The 18496-nt window shown below is 46.0% G+C and carries 18 protein-coding genes; 10 read left to right on the top strand and 8 right to left on the bottom strand.

Going from position 1 to position 18496, the window contains the following annotated elements; translation table 11 throughout:
* Complete coding sequence (locus SCB77_RS19295; RefSeq protein WP_320183637.1) at positions 1–1005, bottom strand: FecR family protein; 1005 nt, start codon at positions 1003–1005, stop codon at positions 1–3.
* A gap of 235 nt (positions 1006–1240) precedes the next feature.
* Here SCB77_RS19295 and SCB77_RS19290 point away from each other — a divergent pair, with 235 nt between their 5' ends.
* Complete coding sequence (locus SCB77_RS19290; RefSeq protein WP_320183636.1) at positions 1241–1747, top strand: GNAT family N-acetyltransferase; 507 nt, start codon at positions 1241–1243, stop codon at positions 1745–1747.
* A gap of 8 nt (positions 1748–1755) precedes the next feature.
* Here the strand turns inward: SCB77_RS19290 and SCB77_RS19285 are convergent, their stop codons facing one another.
* Entirely contained in the window at positions 1756–2307 is a 552-nt protein-coding gene (locus SCB77_RS19285) for an RNA polymerase sigma factor (protein WP_320183635.1), read from the bottom strand.
* Positions 2308–2412: 105 nt separating this feature from the next.
* Positions 2413–4497 carry a beta-L-arabinofuranosidase domain-containing protein gene (locus SCB77_RS19280; protein WP_320183634.1) on the bottom strand — a complete coding sequence of 695 codons (2085 nt, stop codon included), beginning with the start codon at positions 4495–4497 and terminating at the stop codon, positions 2413–2415.
* Between the two features lie 223 nt (positions 4498–4720).
* On the opposite strand from SCB77_RS19280, the gene SCB77_RS19275 reads away from it, so the two are divergent.
* The 9 genes from SCB77_RS19275 (at position 4721) to SCB77_RS19235 (ending at position 14952) form a co-directional block, all read left to right on the top strand.
* Positions 4721–5335: a TetR/AcrR family transcriptional regulator gene (locus SCB77_RS19275; protein ID WP_320183633.1), complete on the top strand. Its 615-nt coding sequence runs from the start codon at positions 4721–4723 to the stop codon at positions 5333–5335.
* Positions 5325–6620 (top strand): TolC family protein, encoded by a 1296-nt coding sequence (locus tag SCB77_RS19270; protein WP_320183632.1) that lies wholly within the window; start codon positions 5325–5327, stop codon positions 6618–6620. The genes SCB77_RS19275 and SCB77_RS19270 overlap by 11 nt, the downstream gene beginning before the upstream one ends.
* Before the next feature lie 14 nt (positions 6621–6634).
* The gene (locus SCB77_RS19265) at positions 6635–7729 is read left to right on the top strand and encodes an HlyD family secretion protein (protein ID WP_320183631.1); all 1095 of its coding nucleotides are present in this window, start codon (positions 6635–6637) and stop codon (positions 7727–7729) included.
* Between the two features lie 3 nt (positions 7730–7732).
* Positions 7733–9316 (top strand): MDR family MFS transporter, encoded by a 1584-nt coding sequence (locus SCB77_RS19260; protein WP_320183630.1) that lies wholly within the window; start codon positions 7733–7735, stop codon positions 9314–9316.
* Between the two features lie 405 nt (positions 9317–9721).
* Positions 9722–10450, top strand: coding sequence for a TetR/AcrR family transcriptional regulator (locus tag SCB77_RS19255; RefSeq protein WP_320183629.1), 729 nt, complete (start codon positions 9722–9724; stop codon positions 10448–10450).
* Positions 10451–10678: 228 nt separating this feature from the next.
* On the top strand, positions 10679–11431 hold the full coding sequence (locus tag SCB77_RS19250) for a histidine kinase (RefSeq protein ID WP_320183628.1): 753 nt from the start codon (positions 10679–10681) through the stop codon (positions 11429–11431).
* Positions 11397–12119 carry a LytR/AlgR family response regulator transcription factor gene (locus tag SCB77_RS19245; RefSeq protein WP_320183627.1) on the top strand — a complete coding sequence of 241 codons (723 nt, stop codon included), beginning with the start codon at positions 11397–11399 and terminating at the stop codon, positions 12117–12119. Before SCB77_RS19250 ends, SCB77_RS19245 begins: the two co-directional genes overlap by 35 nt.
* A 99-nt stretch (positions 12120–12218) precedes the next feature.
* Entirely contained in the window at positions 12219–14495 is a 2277-nt protein-coding gene (locus SCB77_RS19240; protein WP_320183626.1) for a cation:proton antiporter domain-containing protein, read from the top strand.
* 79 nt (positions 14496–14574) lie between these two features.
* Positions 14575–14952: a DUF1304 domain-containing protein gene (locus SCB77_RS19235; RefSeq protein WP_320183625.1), complete on the top strand. Its 378-nt coding sequence runs from the start codon at positions 14575–14577 to the stop codon at positions 14950–14952.
* Between the two features lie 49 nt (positions 14953–15001).
* On the opposite strand, the gene idi is transcribed toward SCB77_RS19235, so the two are convergent.
* Genes idi through SCB77_RS19210 form a run of 5 tightly spaced genes read right to left on the bottom strand, consistent with a single transcriptional unit; the run spans position 15002 to position 18492 of the window.
* Positions 15002–15532, bottom strand: a complete 531-nt coding sequence (idi, locus tag SCB77_RS19230; protein ID WP_320183624.1) for an isopentenyl-diphosphate Delta-isomerase — start codon at positions 15530–15532, stop codon at positions 15002–15004.
* A gap of 2 nt (positions 15533–15534) precedes the next feature.
* Positions 15535–16842 carry a cryptochrome/photolyase family protein gene (locus SCB77_RS19225; RefSeq protein WP_320183623.1) on the bottom strand — a complete coding sequence of 436 codons (1308 nt, stop codon included), beginning with the start codon at positions 16840–16842 and terminating at the stop codon, positions 15535–15537.
* 11 nt (positions 16843–16853) lie between these two features.
* Entirely contained in the window at positions 16854–17570 is a 717-nt protein-coding gene (locus SCB77_RS19220) for a lycopene cyclase domain-containing protein (protein WP_320183622.1), read from the bottom strand.
* A 3-nt stretch (positions 17571–17573) separates the two neighbouring features.
* Entirely contained in the window at positions 17574–18038 is a 465-nt protein-coding gene (locus SCB77_RS19215) for a sterol desaturase family protein (protein WP_320183621.1), read from the bottom strand.
* Positions 18022–18492: an SRPBCC family protein gene (locus tag SCB77_RS19210; protein ID WP_320183620.1), complete on the bottom strand. Its 471-nt coding sequence runs from the start codon at positions 18490–18492 to the stop codon at positions 18022–18024. The genes SCB77_RS19215 and SCB77_RS19210 overlap by 17 nt, the downstream gene beginning before the upstream one ends.
* Between the last annotated feature and the right edge of the window lie 4 nt (positions 18493–18496).

Raw genomic sequence — 18496 nt, 5'->3', positions numbered from 1 at the left:
TTATTTTTGTTTAACAATAAGGGTATTCGATTCTAGTAGGAAGTGGTAATTCGTTGTAAAATTGAGCTTTTCAATCACCTGCTCGAGGGTTTCATGTTGTATGGTACCGGAAAATGCTAAATGTACACCCTCATTCGGTTGCACCTCAATACCATATTTGCGGCGCAGTTGCCGTGCTACTTCGGGGAAATCCGCGTTATCAAAGAAGAGGGTACCTTCTATACGTTCTCGCTCGCGATCAGCATCAAAGGGCTCGACTTTAAATGTTTTATGGTCTTTATTATAGACAAATGCCTGTCCTGGTTCCAACAGCTGCTTCAGCTGTTGGTTAGACACTTCAACCTTCCCCCGAAAGAGGGAAACCTGTAGCTGCCCATCCTCTTCAAAAGCATGCACATTAAAAGCTGTACCCAGCACACGGATCGAGAAATCACCCGTTTGGATGATGAAGGGCTTTGTCTCATCATGTGCCACATCAAAGAAAGCCTCGCCCTGCAGCTGTACCACACGTATGCTATCCGAGAAAGCAGCCGGATAGGCAAAGGTAGATGTTGAGCTCAGCCGTACTTCTGTGCCATCCGCCAAACGTAGGTTCATGAGTTTGCCGGCAGGCACCATCTGTTTCAGCAGTGCCACGCTAGCCTCGTCAACTGCCGTGGGACGACGAAAGTACCATATCGCTCCCAACCCTACGGCCAATGCGATGCTCGCCGCAGCAATCCAACGTCGGGTTGCTAGGCGGCGCAGGGGTCGTCGATGCGTGCTCTCTTGCTGATCTAAAAATCTAAGCAGCCTAGCTCTTTCCACAGATATCTCTTCTACCGTGGGCCGCGAGGCCAACGCTATAACCAGCTGTTTGGCTTCATCAAGCAACTTTTTACGTGTCGGATCATCTTGCGACCACCGCTCCCATCGATCTGTCGCAACGACGTCGTCTTGCAAACAGTAGTCGATGAACGATTGATCGCTGATCAGCTCTTCTACAGTTGGGTTATCCATGTTCATACAGCCTGTGTTTATAGGGAAGTGTAGAAAAACCTTATTTTTTACCTGTTTTTATTTAGAAAAAATTCAAATAAAAACTCAAGACACTTATTTACAATAAATTAATTTAAAAAAAACCCAACTAATTTTGCGGAGACAGCTCACAATGAGCAACGAATACAAGAAGAAATAATAGCCTATGCTAAAGCTGCGTAGAAAAACAATATCTTTAGCATATATAAGCACAAATCAGAGAATGGAGAATTTTGAAACGGAGCGACTAATTTTGAAGCCGGCCTCGCGTGAGGACGCAGCGTTTTTCTTACAACTGTATAATATGCCTAAGTTTATCCAATTTATTGGCGATCGAAACCTCCGTACAATAGAAGATGCGGAGCAGTATATACAAAATCGTTTCCGTCCACAATTTGATAAGCTGGGCTTTGGAAACTATGTGGTTGTTTTGCGCGAGACCCAAGAAAAAATCGGTGCTGTAGGCATCTTTGAACGCGAAGGATTGGATGTGATGGATATTGGTTTTTCGTTTCTCGAAGCCTATGAGGGCAAAGGCTATGCCTACGAATCAGCGGCTCATCTCAAAGAAACCATTGGAGAGCGGTATGGCGTTAAGCGTATCTCGGCCATCACCACGCAAGACAACTACGCATCACAGAAACTAATCGAGAGACTTGGCTTAACCTTTCGCAAGCACGTGGTTCTTCCGGATGAAAACGTAGAACTGCGCTATTACGACAACGATTAGACCTTGGCTTACCAAAGCCTTCCACTAAGCAGCAGCAGTAGGAATGCTTGCCCGCGAAGGTTTTTTATAGCCTCGTAAATAACGTTGTAAACCGTACGGACAGCAGCATTTTCTAAGGCGGCAATCTCTTCATACGATTTGTTCTGGAAAAATTTGAGGTCGATATAGCGCTGCTGCTTTTTGGTCAGCTTTGCGAGAGCCTCTTTTAATTTCTGCTGCATTTCGTAGGCCTGTTCCATCGCAATCTGCTGGTCCTCAAAAGACTCCTCTGCCGGTTCCTCAACAAAGTCCGAAACCATGATCGGTGCCGATTTCAACTGCCTAAAAACAATACGCTTGAGCCAAGTAAAAAGGTAAAATTTGGGATCTCGCACATCTTCCGGCAGCCGCTCGCGCGATTCCCACAGTTCGCAAAACAGCAGGTGAATACACTCCTTTACCATTTCGCGATCTTTACACAGAGATAGCGCATAGTGAAACAGCGGCTCATACAGTGCATCGTACAGCATTATAAAACGCTGCTTATCGCCATTCCGAATATCCAACCATGCCTGTTCCATTGTGTGAGGTCTGCAAATGTACAATATTGTTTAGAATAATTATAAATAACAGTAGACAATATTTTCTTTTGCCGATGGATGGCTTTACGGGTCGCTAGGGTCCTGCTAATGTACGATCGGCAATTGCGTGATCCGCAAGGTCGAACAGCCATAGGGCACTAAGGTTATAGCCTCTTCTTCTCCACTCGTCTCGGTATAGGGCATCGGCAACGGCCCTGCCATGTTTTTATACAACGTCCACGACGGGATCTTCTTGGCTTTGGTTTTCAATAAAATGGGGCTATTTTGTAGGTTCCAAGGATAAGCCGTCTCTGCAGTCGGCCGTAGCTCTACTTTAAAATTAGCTTCAGGAGCATGTACCGCTTTCTCCAAGAGACCATAGTTCCAGTCGGATTGCGGGTAGACTTCAAAAAAGTCACCAAATTGGGCATCACTAACTTTCCGCCAACGCTCGTTTATTTTTAGCGCAAATACCAACGGACCGCGCTCCACGGCTATGGATTGCTCTGCCCATCGGCTGGTATGTATATGCATGGGCAGCTCTAGTCTTACCTGATCAGCATTTTTCCATACCCGCTGCACAACAGCAATCTTGCCGGCTTGCACATCGCCGGTCCACAGCACCTCGTTGACATAAATCTTGGCCTCTTTGGCCCAAGAAGGAATACGGATATGAAATGGAAAATCAGTTTGTCCTTTAAGCTCCATTTGAAAAGTTACCTGATCTTCAAAAGGGTAGCTCGTTGTTTCGCTGATCTTCACCCGTCTACCTGTAGGCAAGGTAGTTTCCAGCGTGCTAGGGCCGAAAACCAAGGCCGCTAGACCGCCATCCGCACTATGGTACCACAGGTTTTGCACCAACTTCGGCCAGCCTTGGTGCATGTTTGCCGTACAACAGGGATAGCCCGTTAACAGGCCAAAGCATTGATCGGTTCCTGCATGGTTATTATCTTCAAAAAAATTGCGCTTCGCCTTGCTGATCAATACTTGGTTAGCGGTCTGAAAATATTGTCGATAGTCAAAATCATCTGTTGCCTGAGTAGGCATCGCGTTGTAGGCAATCTTTTCGATCTTATCGGCAAAGGCCACCTCCCCTGTTATGGGCAGCATGCTCTCCAACGAGAAAAGCATCTCCACCACCGAGCAAAACTCAATCCCCTGCGTAGGAGCGTTACCATGCATCGGCTCATCACCTCCATACATGCCCTGTGCCTGCCCATGAAAACGCTCGATATCAATAAATGCGCGCTTTACAGCTTCGACATATTGCGGATCCGGATTTTGTTGAAAAAAGATCACCGGAGTCTTGATTCCCTGCGCCAAATTAACACAGTGAAAACTTTGCAATTGCCCTACATGTAGACGATCGATAAGCGCAGAATCGAAAGGATAGCGGTTGCCCACATTGAACGGGTAAAGGTGCGCCACATCCGATTGTTTCTCGGGCATAGGATTGTTGAATACGCGCTCATACGGAAACGTCTGTGTGTAGATGAGGTTACCCAAATCAAGCAGAAAGGAGTCGCCGGTAATATTATATAACCAATAGACGATCATTAGGTTGTCTGCTCCACGCCGATTGGCCCAAAAAGTCCAAGTATCCAGTGGCGTCTTCGGAAGTTCGCGTAGCTGATAGCGGAAATAGTTTGTCAAGACCGGCAACACCCTTTTATCCTGTGTCGCCTCATAATATTGCTTCAGCACTTTGAGCATCACCATGCGCGGCCACCAGTCGGCCAAGGGTTCGCGTTGTATACCCGCCTCAGCCTGTCGCGGCTGCGCTGTTGGTCGCGGCCCCAAGTAGCCATCTTCCCGCTGGTTGCGCAAGGTCCACTCTACCCAAGATTTAGCTTTGGCGATCAATCCTTTATCGCCCGTTTGATAGGCCAAAGGCAGCAAACCATCAATCCAATAAGGACCGCGTTCCCAAGCATCACCATCGCCTCCCAGCCATGCATTACGTGCGCCCACCACCTCTGGGTAGCGTACATCCAGATTTCCAGTTAGGCCGGTTTTCATCCGTTCTAGCTGCTGCCGAAGCCAACCTTCGGCCTGAATATCGCCTATAGCCACTTCCATATAAGAGTTTGGACGCAAAGGAGCCTTATTTTGCCGCTGTCCGAAAACGAGTTCGCTTGAAAAAAACGATAAGGTGAAGACCAAAGGCCACAGATGTTTCGCTAGCATCATATTCTACATCAGGTTTTAGATAGCCCGCATATAACAGGCTGTTGATTACTATCTAAAGCTAGCATATATTCCCTTAAATACCAACTAAATCGAATAAGGCAATCCTAATCAAAAGCGAATCAAGGCAATTATCATCCCAAAGCAATCTTCATTCCGACCAAAAACTAAACACTTGTTTAAATTAAACAATTGTTTAATTTTGTCCCGAAATTTCAATCATCCCATGGAATTAAACAACAAACAACTGGAAATTATAGGCATTGCCAAAGCGCTGTTCGCACAGCATGGATTCGATGCGACCTCCGTGAGAGACATCGCCCAGCGTGCGCAAATCAATGTGGCCATGATCAACTATTACTTCAATTCGAAAGAAAATCTGTTGGAGGTATTGATTAAACATGGCATTGAAGCCTATAAACTGGATGCCAGCCAATATAATACCGAAGCGGACGCTTTCCTACGATTGGAGAAAATGGTAGAACATTATGTAGAATCCAAATTTTCGGATCTGCACCTCTACCAAATTTTGACCAACGAAGCCAACAACAAAAAGAGGGAATCCTACTCCATTCTATTTAAGGAGCTTCGCAGGCACAACATCCAGTGTCTACGCGAGGTCATTTCTTACGGTGTAGAACAAGGAGTATTCCATTTTTACGATCCCGTCTTATTGCATACCAGCATGATCGGCACCTTCCTGAACTTCAAGATGAACAAATCGGTCATAGAAGAGTTTATTGACATTCCGAAAGGGATGAGCTTCGAAGAATACCTCAAAATTGAGCTTACAAAACATCTAAAATATATACTGAAAGCTATTTTAACATATGAAAATTAAATATTGGAGTACAACTTGTCTGTTGTTAGCGACAAGTGTATTCGGCTTTGCACAAGAGAAAAAACATCTCGAACTGGAAGAGGTCATTCAGTTGGCCGCCAGCCAATCCTCCAACGCCAAATTGTTGGATGCACAAGTAAAGACCAGCCAACTGAAGTACGAAGAGGCGAAGGACAGCCGTCTTCCGGACAGCAAGATTTCGGGCACTTACTTGGCCATCAACAATCCCACCGTCGATCTGAAGATGCCGATGGGTTCTGGCGATGGTTTGGGTATCTCCACCAATCAGCTGTTTATTGGCCAGCTATCCATCAATATGCCGTTGTATACGGGTGGAAAGATCAAGAACGGTATCAAAAGTGCGGAAGACAGCTGGAAAGCCACAGCCTACGAAAGCTTGGCCTCCAAGGAACATCTTTCGTTAAATGCCGTGCATCTTTACCTTGGTCTATACCAAGCCCAACAGACGGCAGATCTCATTGCCGAGAATATCAAAAAAGCAGAGCAACAAGTGGTAGACTTTAAGGCGATGGAACAGAATGGTATCATCGCACGCAACGATCTGCTTAAAGCAGAATTGCAGCTATCCAACTTTAAAGTGGCCCATCAAGAGGCACTCAAGAATGCGAAGGTCATCAACTACCAACTAAATACCTTACTGGGCTTTGACGAGCATACCGTTATTGAGCACATCAGCTTGGACGCTGTGCAGCCCGTTGATGAATCGCTTGTCGAAGATCATGCCGAGCGCAACGAAATTAAATCTTTGCTATCACAAAAGGATGTGGCACAAGACCAGCTGAAGATTAGCAAAGCGGCCTACCACCCGACCTTGTTTGCCACCGGTGGTTACGCGGCGCTGCACGTGCAAAACCTCGTGACCGTGACCAATGCGGCCAACATAGGCTTAGGAGTATCATACGATATCGGCTCCCTCTATAAAAACAAGAAGAAGATCCGCGTGGCACAGCAGCAGCTAAGCAATATCGATGACAACATCGCCCTGACCAACGACAAGATCAGGAACGAGATCAACGAGGCCAAAGAAAACGTCAACTTGGCCAAGAAGAAAAATAGCCTCTACGCAGAAGCACTAGCACAGTCAAACGAAAATTACCGCATCGTGAAAGATAAATATGAGAATGGCGTTGCCGACACCGACGATCTACTTGAGGCAGATGTGCAGCAGCTACAGAGCAAGATCAACCTCGCCATTGGCGAAGCGACCCTTATTGAAAAATATTACGACCTATTACTCGCAACCGGACATTTCAACATTAAATAACCCTGTATAACAACATGGAAACGACAACAGAACATAAAAAACCTGCAAATAAAAAATTCATTATCGTATTTGCACTAGTCGTCCTTTTGGGCGGCGGATTTGGCATCTATAAATACAACCACAGCCAAGCGCACGAAACCACAGATGATGCACAAGTAGAGCGCAACCTCACGCCCATTCTACCACGCGTGGGCGGATACATCGAGCAAGTATATGTACACGACAACCAGCTCGTTAAAAAAGGAGATACCTTGTTTACCATTCAACCGGTAGACTATGAGGTACGTGTGCAAGAGGCGCGCGCAGCAGTGCTGGTTGCCGAGAGCTCGTTGGAGGTATCCAAAGCGGATGTCTTCGCTACCAATGCCAATGTAGCCATCTCGGATGCGACGATACTTTCCAATACCGGAACGATCGAAGCAGCCGAAATTCGCGCTAAGCAGGCCAACAACGATTTCGATCGCTATGCCAACCTTTACAAAAACCACTCGATCACCAAACAACAGTATGAGCAGGCACTGACGGCCAAACTGGAAGCTGACAAGCAAGTGGAAGTATTGCAGCAGCAACGCAAGGCTAGCAGCTCCCAAAAGGCAGCCGTTATGAGCAAAACCGACGTGGCTAGCAAGCAAACTTCCGTGGCACAGGCCAATATTGAAAAGGCCAAAGCCATGCTAAAGGCAGCTGAGCTTAACCTTTCCTACACCGTAGTTACAGCGGCTGTAGACGGGCAGGTATCCAACATCAAGCTACAACCCGGACAGTTTGTCAACCCCGGTCAATCCCTTTTCTACGTTATCAACAACAGCGAGACCTGGGTAGTAGCCAATTTTAAAGAAACCCAGCTGAACAAAATAAGAGCCGGACAAAAAGTAGAAATCAAAGTAGATGCCTTTCCGGATGATATTATCGAAGGCGAGGTACAGTCGTTCTCGCCAGCTACAGGCTCTCGGTTTTCCTTGCTTCCGCCAGACAATGCTACCGGAAACTTTGTAAAAACCGTACAACGGCTTCCTGTTAAAATAACATTTACAACTGCCAATAAGCCGGAGGTCATTGCTATGCTGAGACCAGGAATGAATGCAGACGTAGATGTTCATGTAAAATAAACTATGGAACCTTTATCCGATCAAAATAATCTTGTCGAATACGGTTTCAAACGCATACTGATTACCTTCACCTGTATCTTGTGTGCGCTCTTGGAAATCGTCGATACGACCATCGTCAATGTGGCGCTCAACGATATGAAGGGTAGCTTAGGCGCCACCCTGACCGACGTGGCTTGGGTCATCACGGCCTATGCCATTGCCAATGTAATCATCATTCCGATGACCAGCTGGCTATCGCAACAATTTGGACGCCGCAACTATTTTGCGGCCTCCATCATCCTGTTTACCATTTCGTCCTTTCTATGTGGGAATGCCAACAACATTTGGGAACTGGTGGCCTTCCGCTTCTTGCAGGGTATGGGCGGCGGCGCATTGTTAGTGACCGCACAGACCATCTTGACAGAAACCTACCCGCCGGAAAAACGCAGCATGGCGCAAGCCATCTACGGGATGGGCGTTATTGTAGGCCCAACGTTAGGTCCTCCACTGGGTGGATACATCGTAGACAACTTCTCGTGGCCTTACATCTTCTATATCAATGTACCGCTGGGTATTTTGGCCACCATCATGACCATCTACCTCGTAAAAAGTCCACGCTATGGCCAAAAGCAATCGGCCAAGGAAGTCGATTGGTGGGGTATGGTATTCTTGATTATGTTCATTGGCTCCCTACAGTTCGTTTTGGAGCATGGACAGCAAGACGACTGGTTTGAGGATCCAACTATTGTAGTGCTCTCCGTCTTATCTTTTCTTGGGCTTTTCTTCTTTATCTGGCGCGAGCTCACCTACGCAAAGCCCATTGTCAACCTTAGTGTACTGAAGGACAAAAACCTGCAGATAGGTACCATCATGAGCTTTATCCTCGGGTTCGGTCTATTTGGTTCCACCTTCATCATTCCTATATATACACAGTCTATCCTAGGCTGGACGGCTACCGATGCGGGTATGTTACTCATTCCGAGTTCCATTATGACGGGCTTGATGATGCCTTTTATCGGTAAGATGATACAGGCAGGCGTTCCCCAGAAATATATGGTTGCCTTAGGTCTATGTATATTCTTTGGCTACTCTTTCTTTATGTACAGCATCATCACCAACGATACCGGTAGCGAACATATGTTTTGGCCGCTCATTATCCGAGGAGTTGGTCTAGGCTTGCTTTTCGTTCCTGTCATGACGCTTTCCCTCTCCACCTTATCGGGAAAAGCTATCGGCGAAGGAGCTTCCTTCACGGGCATGAGCAGACAGCTAGGCGGATCTTTTGGTATCGCGCTGATCACCACCTTTATTTCTCGAGACAGCCAGCACCACCGTGTCGATCTGATATCGCATATCGATCCATCCCGTTTTGAGGTACAGCAACGGATAGAGGGTCTGCAGGCTTCCTTCATGAGCAAGGGATTCTCAGCCAACGAGGCCTTGGCTAAGGCACAACAACTCATCGAAGGATCGGTGATGAAGCAGGCCACCATCCTCTCCTATATGGATGTGTTCCTCTACCTCGGCGTGCTGTTTTTGGTCTGTGTACCTTTTGTACTTTTTATAAAACAAGGAAAGAATAAAGTAGACACTTCCAACTTACATTAAGCGTCAAGCATCCCCACAAAAGCTCCCTGCGAAAGGCTCCATCCTCTTGCAGGGAGCTTTTTCTTTGCCAGTGGTTAAACCAGCCAAAAAGGAAGACAACCAACGAATTACATTTTTTCAAAAGAAAGGGAAGAATACCGACCCTATTTTTCACTTTTTGTAGAGTAACTACGACAATATGGTTAAACACATAAATAAAATCATAAAGGTCAATTCTCCTTAGCAAAAATTTGGTTAGACATTATAAAATTATTCAATAAAATTCACTAAAAAGTGAAAGACTATAACCCCTTGCTAGACAAGCGCAAGAACTAGAAAAAAAAATTAACAATCACTTGATATATTCAAGATAAATAATGAATTTTATCCCCCGAACACTATACACAATTAAAGGTAATTCTTACCATGGCACGAAAAAAAAACCAAGTAACAGAACCTATCGAGGCTCTTCCTGTGAAGAAACCTAGGAAGGTTGTATCCGGACCTATCCGGGACAAAGAAAAAACAAAACGGAGACTGATAGCAACCGTAGGGAAAGTTTTGCAGAAATACACTTACTCTGGCTTAACGATTACCAATATTGCGAAGGAATCTGGGCTCAATCCAAAATTGATTTATCTATACTTTGGTAGTTTAGATGGTTTGATCGAGGAATACATTTTGGAGAAGGATTTTTGGTCGGCGAAGTCGAGAACACATCTTACGGAGCTCCTAGAGCAACCTGAAACGATTGGTTCAACAGCTATAAACGAGGTGATGCAACTTCAGTTTGACTCCTTTTTAAAGGACAAGTCGATCCAACGTATTATCCACTGGGAGATGGGCATGAAAAACAAGCTACTTCGCAAGGTAGCCGATGATCGTGAAGATATGAGCAACCAACTGTTGGCACATATCGACTCGACCTTCGAAGGTACTGATGTGGATATCCGCGCAACATTGGCTCTTGTATTGGGAGGTATTTACTACCTTACTTTACATGCCAAAAACAACGGTAGCACCATTGCAGGCATAGACATCAACGAAGACGAAGGCAGAGAGCGCATCGAAAACGCTATCGAACGGTTGATCTCGCGCGATTTTGAAGCTGTTGCACAAAGCGAGCCGAAAAAACGCCCTGCGAAAAAGAAGTAGCCCTTAGAAGCTGTCAGAAAGTACGTATCCTGCGCCCACTAGCACTCTGCAGATAAATTACAGAGCGCGCTACAGGCACCAATAACACAGGGTACATCTTTTTGACAGCTTTCTTCTTTATTTCTCAACCGATTTCCCACAACGCCCCTTTCCAAATGCGTACTTTATCCGCTTGATATCCCGATTTAATGCCGTATTTTAGTTGCTTTGATCATCTACACCGGAAATATGGCGGACACAACAACCTTCAACTATTATTTAACAATTTTCCTCGTTGCAACCATCATAGCCATACTTTTGATCCTATGGATTAAACAGCGTAAAAATATTGAAGCCCTCCAAAAGCAGTTGTCCATCGTCGAAAACAAGCTACATGAGCAGCAGCTTTCCGAAATGGACTATAAGTTGAATCCGCACCTCTTCAAGAATGTACTCAACACCATTCAATCACACGCCTATCAAACCTACCATTCCTTGAATTCCCTCTCCAGCGTTCTGGACTATATTCTCTATGAGAGCAAGAAAAAATATGTTACCCCACATCAAGAGATCGACTTTGCACTTAGCTTGATAGAGATCTACCGCATCAAGCTGAGCCCATTGTTCGATCTGAAGATAAAAAAACAAATGCGCGAGAACGAACCTCTGTTTGACCAACGACTGATGGCTCCACTGCTGTGTATTGACCTTATCGAAAATGCATTCAAACATGCCGATCTGCAAAGTCCAAATTCTTTTATCTCCGTTACCTTTGTTTTTAAAGAAAACATCTTTTCGCTTACCGTAGCTAACAAAATATCCAGTAAGACGCCCTTGAAAAAAGAAAGACAAGGCGTAGGGACGGATCTGTTGACCCGCCGACTGGATGTTATATACCGAGACAACTATAAATTGGATAAATTTGTAGAAGGAGATGTTTATATCGCTCACCTAAAAATTGATTTACTTGAACACAAAGCTAAAATGCTTGCTGCTCGATGACGAGCTACCGAGCCTATCCTACCTCAAGTTATTGTGCGAGCAAATTCCACAGGTGGAAATTGTCAAAGCATACAATGATCCGCGCGATTTTTTGGCAGAATATACGTCGATCGATTTTGATGTGCTGATTACAGATATTGAAATGCCCCATATTAAAGGGGTAGAACTGGTGCAGTACCTACAAGGAAAAGCCGTGATATTTACCACGGCCTATGACGAATATGCCGCCGACGCATTCGACCTACAGGCCATTGATTACGTGAGAAAACCCCTGCAGCTGGAACGCCTGCGCCAGGCCATCGCAAAGGCGAAGCTATGGCAGGAAAAGGCTGGCGACAAAAAGCCGCTATTTATTCAGGTCAACAGCGATAAGGGTAAGTATCTCTTGTATTTCAACCAAATAGCCTTTATCACCACATCGAACTTAGACAGCCGCGACAAAGTAGTCCTGCTCAGCAGCGGGCAAGAGATCACCCTCAAGAATATAGCGTTCCAAACCTTGGAAGAAGCCCTTCCCAAGACTGCCTTTTGCCGTATCAACAAAAAGGAACTCATTGCCTTATCCATCGTTTCCTCCTTTTCGCATGATGAGATCAGCAGCACGCTACAACTGGATAATGGACAGCCAAGGACTTTTGGCCTGAGCGATAAATTTAAGACCAATTTCCTGCAAAAAATATCGGTATAAACAAACAGCATGAAACAGACTATTTCGCCGCACCGGATTTCAGCTATCGCTTGTTCAAGCAGTGGCAACAACAGGCTTCACCGTATAAAAAACTAGCTCATGCAAACCTTAAAGCGCATACTCTTCTACCTGTTAGCCATCAGTGGCTTTGCTACTATTATCTACTGGATTGTACAACGAGGCAAAGCTATGGAGAGCGGTCGCAATATTAGCTCCGATAACTTGTCGGGATCAGCATGGAGCGAGTTTATCAACACCTTGCAGCATAACCTGACACATCCCTTGGCGCTGCTCCTGCTACAGATTATTGTGATTATCCTCACCGCCCGCCTCTTTGGCTGGTTCTTTAAAAAGGTTGGTCAACCGACTGTAATCGGTGAGATCATAGCCGGCATTACCCTTGGTCCCTCTTTCTTGGGACACTATTTCCCGAATATAGCAGCGGCCTTGCTCCCCTTGGAGTCCTTAGACAACCTGCAGTTTCTTAGCCAGATCGGACTCATCTTCTTTATGTTCATCATCGGCATGCAACTGGATCTAAAAGTGATACAACGCCGGGCGCATGACGCTATCGTAATCAGCCATGCCAGCATCATCATCCCCTTTGTACTTGGTGTTTCCCTTGCCTACTTCCTCTACAGCAGCTTAGCGCCAGCAACGGTAGACTTCACATCCTTTGCGCTCTTCATCGGCATTTCCATGAGCATTACCGCCTTTCCTGTATTGGCGCGCATCGTCCAAGAGCGTGATCTTCAAAAAACCAAGCTGGGAACCCTCGTTATCACCTGCGCCGCCGCCGATGACGTTACCGCATGGTGCCTTCTGGCGATTGTTATTACCATTGTGAAAGCAGGAAACCTTGCCGGAACGATTTTCATCATCGCCATGGCGATAGCCTATGTTTTTTTCATGATCAAGCTGGTGCGCCCCTTTCTCCATCGTGTGGCCGACATGTATGCGAGCCGCGAAACCTTAAGCAAACCTATTGTCGCCATTTTCTTCATCAACCTACTCCTGAGTGCCTATTTAACAGAGGTAATTGGCATCCATGCCCTATTTGGAGCCTTTATGGCTGGCGCTATCATGCCGGACAATAGCAAGTTCAAAAATATCTTAACCGAAAAAATGGAAGACGTGGCGTTACTGTTACTTCTCCCGCTTTTCTTCGTATACACCGGACTGCGCACCGAGATAGGCATCCTACAAGATCGCTACCTGTGGCAGGTAACGGTAGCGGTTATCTTGGTGGCCATTGTAGGTAAATTGATCGGAAGCAGCGTCGCCGCCAAGCTACTGGGGCAAAATTGGAAAGATAGCTTAACCATCGGGACCTTGATGAACACTCGCGGCCTGATGGAGCTGGTGGTGCTCAACATCGGCTACGACCTAGGCGTGCTCACGCCAGAGATATTTACCATGATGGTAATCATGGCTCTAGTCACGACCTGCATGACCGGCCCTAGCCTGAACCTTATCGACAAGCTCTTTAAGCCAAAGAATACCAACATTCCCGACGAGGTGATCCGCGTGGGAAAATACAATATCCTCATTGCCTTTGGACATCCCGAGCGCAGCATCAATCTGCTCCGACTAGCCCATGAGCTTACCCGAAAGATGAACCGCAGCACCTCCATCACCGCGGTGCATCTAAGCCCCACCAACGACCTAAACCGGCTCAATGCAGCACAATATGAGCGTGATAGCTTTGCTCCGATCAGGGAGGAAGCACAGCGTCAAGAGCTGCAGATAAACAGCATCTTCAAAGCGTCCAACAACTTAGAAAGCGAGATTGTAGAAATCGCTAATGAAGGCGACTATGACCTCCTGCTCATCGGCGTGGGGCAATCCATCTTTGATGGAAGCGCGCTCGGTAAAATTTTCGGCTTTACCACACGCATCATCAACCCCGAAAAAATAATCTACCGCGTGATGGAAAAAGAAAATCCTTTGGAGGCTTCTATTTTTTCGGACAGTACCCAACAGATATTATATAAATCACGTATCACCGTGGGCGTGTTCTTTGACAAGGGATTCGAGCAGGCCGACCATATCCTGCTATTCATCTTCACCAAGCACGACCTCAAGCTGATCCGCTATGCGCAGAAATTTATCCACAACTCCAATGCACAGGTAATGATCATTGACCGCCAAAAACTCGTATCCAAAAGTACCGAGACGCTGGAACTTATCCGATCGATTGAACAGGTCGCACCTAATCACATCAGCCGTTTGGAAAACATCGATATCAACCAAGCGCTCTTCACAAACCAAGACCTCATCCTCTTGAGCACGGAAAGTTGGAAGCAGCTCTTTGACACAAAAAATCCTTGGCTGAAGTTTATCCCATCGACGCTACTCATCAAGGATCGATCCTAACGGCTGCACAAGAATTCTGCAACATATCCATCAAACCGATGTTTTGTATGTATATTTATACACTTATCAATGAAAAGTTATGATAGCCATTTTAGCACTTGTATGTACGGCGCTTGTCGCCATGGAGCATATCTATATTCTGTGGATGGAAATGTTTGCTTGGGAAACCAAAGGTCGCGAAACCTTTAAAGGATCACTTCCCGACCATCTTTTTACACCGACCAAGGGATTGGCGGCAAACCAAGGCCTTTACAACGGCTTTTTAGCTGCGGGCCTAATCTGGTCGTTTTTCATCGATGACGCAGGATGGAGCAGCAACATTCGTCTTTTCTTTTTGGGCTGCGTTGCTGTAGCCGGCATCTATGGTGCGCTGAGCGCCTCGCGAAAGATATTTTTCGTGCAAGCCCTGCCCGCCCTGTTGGCCATACTTTTTGTTTTGCTAGAACGCTACGTTTAACGAAGCACTATAAAAGGCTGCTTCGGTAGCTTTCCAGCAAGCGATCGCGCTAAACACCTAAGCTATTCGACATCTCTTCGAGCAGCATTGGTAGCGCCTCTCTAAACCAAATGGTAAAGTCTTCGGGTGAAGTAGCGATCCATTCGTTTAAGGTTTCCATATCGATCCATTGATATTGCGCCACTTCCCCGCTATTGAGCTTGGGCTCGCCATCAAACAAGCCTACAAAAACATGGTCAAATTCATGTTCAATAAGATCATTTTCCACCTTTCCACAATAGACAAAGGAAAACGTCCATGCTAGGGCACATTGGATGCCCATCTCATAATCAAGGCGTTCGGCTGCTGCTGCCGCCAAGCCTTCTCCCATTTGTGGATGCGAGCAACAGGCATTCGTCCATAGACCAGCGCCATGATATTTGCTGGCTGCCCGTTGGTGAATCAGCATCTGCCCCGCACCGTTAAATATAAAAATAGAAAATGCGCGATGCAGCACCCCTTCTCGATGTGCTTGCATCTTCTCCATTTCGCCGATCGCGCGGTCTTGACGATCGACCAATATCACGTTATCTCTTTTCACTATTAGCCCTCCCTATTTTTGTCCAAAGCCTTTTTGTATATCTTTAAAGCACGCTCGCGTGCGAATTCATGCTTCACCACTGGTTCTTTGGTTAACGATTCAAAATCAGGATTCCAAACTTTGATATACGCCAAATCCTTATCAAACTTTTTCGTCTGCTCGCTAGGATTGAAAATCCGGAAATAGGGCGCCGCATCGCAACCGCAGCCTGCTGCCCATTGCCAATTACCGTTATTGGACGATAGCTCGTAATCCAGCAACTTCTCGGCAAAATATGCCTCTCCCCATCGCCAATCGATCAACAGATGCTTGGTCAGAAAACTGGCCACCACCATGCGTACCCTGTTATGCATAAATCCGGTTTCATTCAGTTGGCGCATACCCGCGTCGACCAAGGGATAGCCCGTTTCACCAGCACACCAACGCTGAAAATCATCCTCGTCATTGCGCCACGCGATGTGGTCATACTGTGGCTTGAAACTTTGCTTTACTACCTGTGGAAAATGTGCCAAAATCTGCATAAAAAACTCCCGCCAGATGAGCTCGCCCAACCAGGTAGCGTTATGTTTCAGCGCAAATTGCACGCAGGCACGCACCGAAATGGTACCAAATCGTAATGCAATCCCCAAGCGGGTCGTATGATCCTTTGCCGGAAAATCGCGCTGTTCTCCATAATCATCAATAATTCCCGCGTCCAACTGCGGTTTTTCATAGCGCATATCTGTTTTTTCAAAGCCGATCGACGCCAAGCTGGGTAGTTGCTTTTTATCCAGTGGCAACAAATGATCCGTTTTCATGATAGCCGCCCGATGATGCTTATCCTCCAACTTTTCCTTCCACTTGCGACTGTAGGGCGTGTACACGCTGTAAGGCGTACCATCGGCCTTCAAGATATCGTTACGTTCGAATATCACCTGGTCCTTGGCCGTTACGAGGGGGATATCCTTCGAGTTCAACCAACGCTCCACAGCCTCATCCCGTTTAATTGCTTCGGGTTCATAATCTCGGTTACCATAAACGCTAGCTATTTCGTAGTCTTTATGCAGCTGCTTGAAAACCTCTAATGGATCGGCATGGAACACACGGATATCCCCACCTTTGGCAACAAGATCTTTTTGTAGCGCTTGCAGCGCCTGATGGATGTAGTCTACCCGTCGGTCATATTTATCAGTAAGTTTCTCTAGAATATTGGGATCAAAAATAAAGATCGGCAAAACCGGAAAACCGCTCTGTAGAGCGGCGCTCAAGCCCTTATTATCCGACAGCCTCAAATCCCGACGAAACCAAAAAACAGTTACTTTATCTTTCATCAATAATTATATTATCTTGTTTCCAACGCCTGTTGCGGCACTTCTTCGTGCTTCTTAAACAGGGTAAAGAAATAAATGTTCCACAAAAACAGACTATACCCATAAACGGCATCTTCGACGGGCACCGTCAATATCCGTATTCCCCAAAAATGATCTGGATTATAATTTACTACCGCTTCTTCCAGCCCCGTCCCGGTGAGCACCCCATTTACTAAGAAGAAACCGATAAGCAATACCCCGTATAGGGTAGAAGCCCGCCCCAACCAGCGTATCTTCGCAACGGCCATCAAGTAAACCAAGGTAGCGGCGGTCAGCACAAAAGTAACAAAGGGGTAGATTTTCCCCCAAGATATGATGGCCAACACCACACAAAGCAGCACAAATGTGATAGAAAATAGCGAAGATGCCCTGCGCGACCATTCCAAATCGTAAAAGCGGGTCAAGCAATGGTAGGTAAACACACAGGAGAACGGTATACAGATAAAAAAGAGAATCTCCTCGATCGGCAGTCCTCCGATTCGAAATCCCAGGAGGTAACGATCGTTAAACCACCATACCCCATGCGCCGTAAACCAGATATCCCAAGCGACAAAGAACACCGCAACCAAGCTACTTGCTTTCAGAAAGGCCCAGAAATACCTGTTAAATTTAATCTTCGGGTGAAAGGAGAAAATAAAGCAAATAATGATAGTGAAGAAATTGATCAACAGATAAGTGTATGCTTCCATGCTTTACTTTTTATTGAAATACATTTTAAAGTACTGTACCGGTACCCACAGGAAACCGAAACATTCCCCATCATACTTGGTCACGTGCTTATGATGCTGCTTATGCGCGCGACGGATAGCCTTTAAATAGGGGTTTTTCGTTTGCTTCAACAGCGGAATACGCTGGTGAATAAAAATATCGTGCACAAAAAAATAGGCCATCCCATAGAGCGCAATGCCCAAACCGATGTAAAAGGTAATGGAATAGCCTTGTAGTGTGCCGATATACAGCAACGCAATAGCGGGCAGGGCGAACACCACAAAGAAATAGTCGTTCTTCTCCAATGGCTTGGCATGCTTCGGATCGTGATGATCGGCATGCCAACGCCACATAAAGCCGTGCATGACATATTTATGCACTACCCAAGTGAATCCTTCCATGAGGATGATAACCCCCAGCACAATCAGTATGTTAATTATAATGTGCATCGTTCAATATTTTTTCAAGTGTCTTGTAGCGGTAATCGAATATCTCTCTAAGCTTGTTTTTCACGATAAGTCCATGTGCCCAGGTGCCCAATATACCAAAAGGAAGCTCATACTCCACCCTATCCGTCATACGCACACCGCCATCTTCGGCAAAGAACTCATGGCGGTGCCGCCATAGCTTATACGGTCCTTTTTCTTGCATGTCCACAAAACTACGCTGTGGGATCACCTCCATGATCTTTGTTCGCCAAGATAGTCGAATACCCAAAAGTGGTCGCACATGATAGTTGATGTACATGCCTTCGAAAATTTCGTTGGTATCAAAAGTATCCAGCACCTTAAAATCCAGCGCATCGGGGGTAATGGTGGCCAAATTATGTGGGTTGGTAAAGAAAGACCAAGCTTCTTCTAAGCTACATTTAAAAAACTGGGTACGTTCAAGCGTATATACCATGATA

Source organism: Sphingobacterium bambusae (genome assembly GCF_033955345.1).
Classification (GTDB): domain Bacteria; phylum Bacteroidota; class Bacteroidia; order Sphingobacteriales; family Sphingobacteriaceae; genus Sphingobacterium; species Sphingobacterium bambusae.
Note: the sequence above shows the minus strand (reverse complement) of the source record. Positions and strands in the feature narration are given on the sequence as shown.

Excerpts from the sequence above, each read along its gene's own strand:
- SCB77_RS19295 (WP_320183637.1), bottom strand. The coding sequence starts at position 1,005 with ATGAACATGGATAACCCAACTGTAGAAGAGCTGATCAGCGATCAATCG.
- SCB77_RS19290 (WP_320183636.1), top strand. The coding sequence starts at position 1,241 with ATGGAGAATTTTGAAACGGAGCGACTAATTTTGAAGCCGGCCTCGCGT.
- SCB77_RS19285 (WP_320183635.1), bottom strand. The coding sequence starts at position 2,307 with ATGGAACAGGCATGGTTGGATATTCGGAATGGCGATAAGCAGCGTTTT.
- SCB77_RS19280 (WP_320183634.1), bottom strand. The coding sequence starts at position 4,497 with ATGATGCTAGCGAAACATCTGTGGCCTTTGGTCTTCACCTTATCGTTT.
- SCB77_RS19275 (WP_320183633.1), top strand. The coding sequence starts at position 4,721 with ATGGAATTAAACAACAAACAACTGGAAATTATAGGCATTGCCAAAGCG.
- SCB77_RS19270 (WP_320183632.1), top strand. The coding sequence starts at position 5,325 with ATGAAAATTAAATATTGGAGTACAACTTGTCTGTTGTTAGCGACAAGT.
- SCB77_RS19265 (WP_320183631.1), top strand. The coding sequence starts at position 6,635 with ATGGAAACGACAACAGAACATAAAAAACCTGCAAATAAAAAATTCATT.
- SCB77_RS19260 (WP_320183630.1), top strand. The coding sequence starts at position 7,733 with ATGGAACCTTTATCCGATCAAAATAATCTTGTCGAATACGGTTTCAAA.
- SCB77_RS19255 (WP_320183629.1), top strand. The coding sequence starts at position 9,722 with ATGGCACGAAAAAAAAACCAAGTAACAGAACCTATCGAGGCTCTTCCT.
- SCB77_RS19250 (WP_320183628.1), top strand. The coding sequence starts at position 10,679 with ATGGCGGACACAACAACCTTCAACTATTATTTAACAATTTTCCTCGTT.
- SCB77_RS19240 (WP_320183626.1), top strand. The coding sequence starts at position 12,219 with ATGCAAACCTTAAAGCGCATACTCTTCTACCTGTTAGCCATCAGTGGC.
- SCB77_RS19235 (WP_320183625.1), top strand. The coding sequence starts at position 14,575 with ATGATAGCCATTTTAGCACTTGTATGTACGGCGCTTGTCGCCATGGAG.
- SCB77_RS19225 (WP_320183623.1), bottom strand. The coding sequence starts at position 16,842 with ATGAAAGATAAAGTAACTGTTTTTTGGTTTCGTCGGGATTTGAGGCTG.
- SCB77_RS19220 (WP_320183622.1), bottom strand. The coding sequence starts at position 17,570 with ATGGAAGCATACACTTATCTGTTGATCAATTTCTTCACTATCATTATT.
- SCB77_RS19215 (WP_320183621.1), bottom strand. The coding sequence starts at position 18,038 with ATGCACATTATAATTAACATACTGATTGTGCTGGGGGTTATCATCCTC.
- SCB77_RS19210 (WP_320183620.1), bottom strand. The coding sequence starts at position 18,492 with ATGGTATATACGCTTGAACGTACCCAGTTTTTTAAATGTAGCTTAGAA.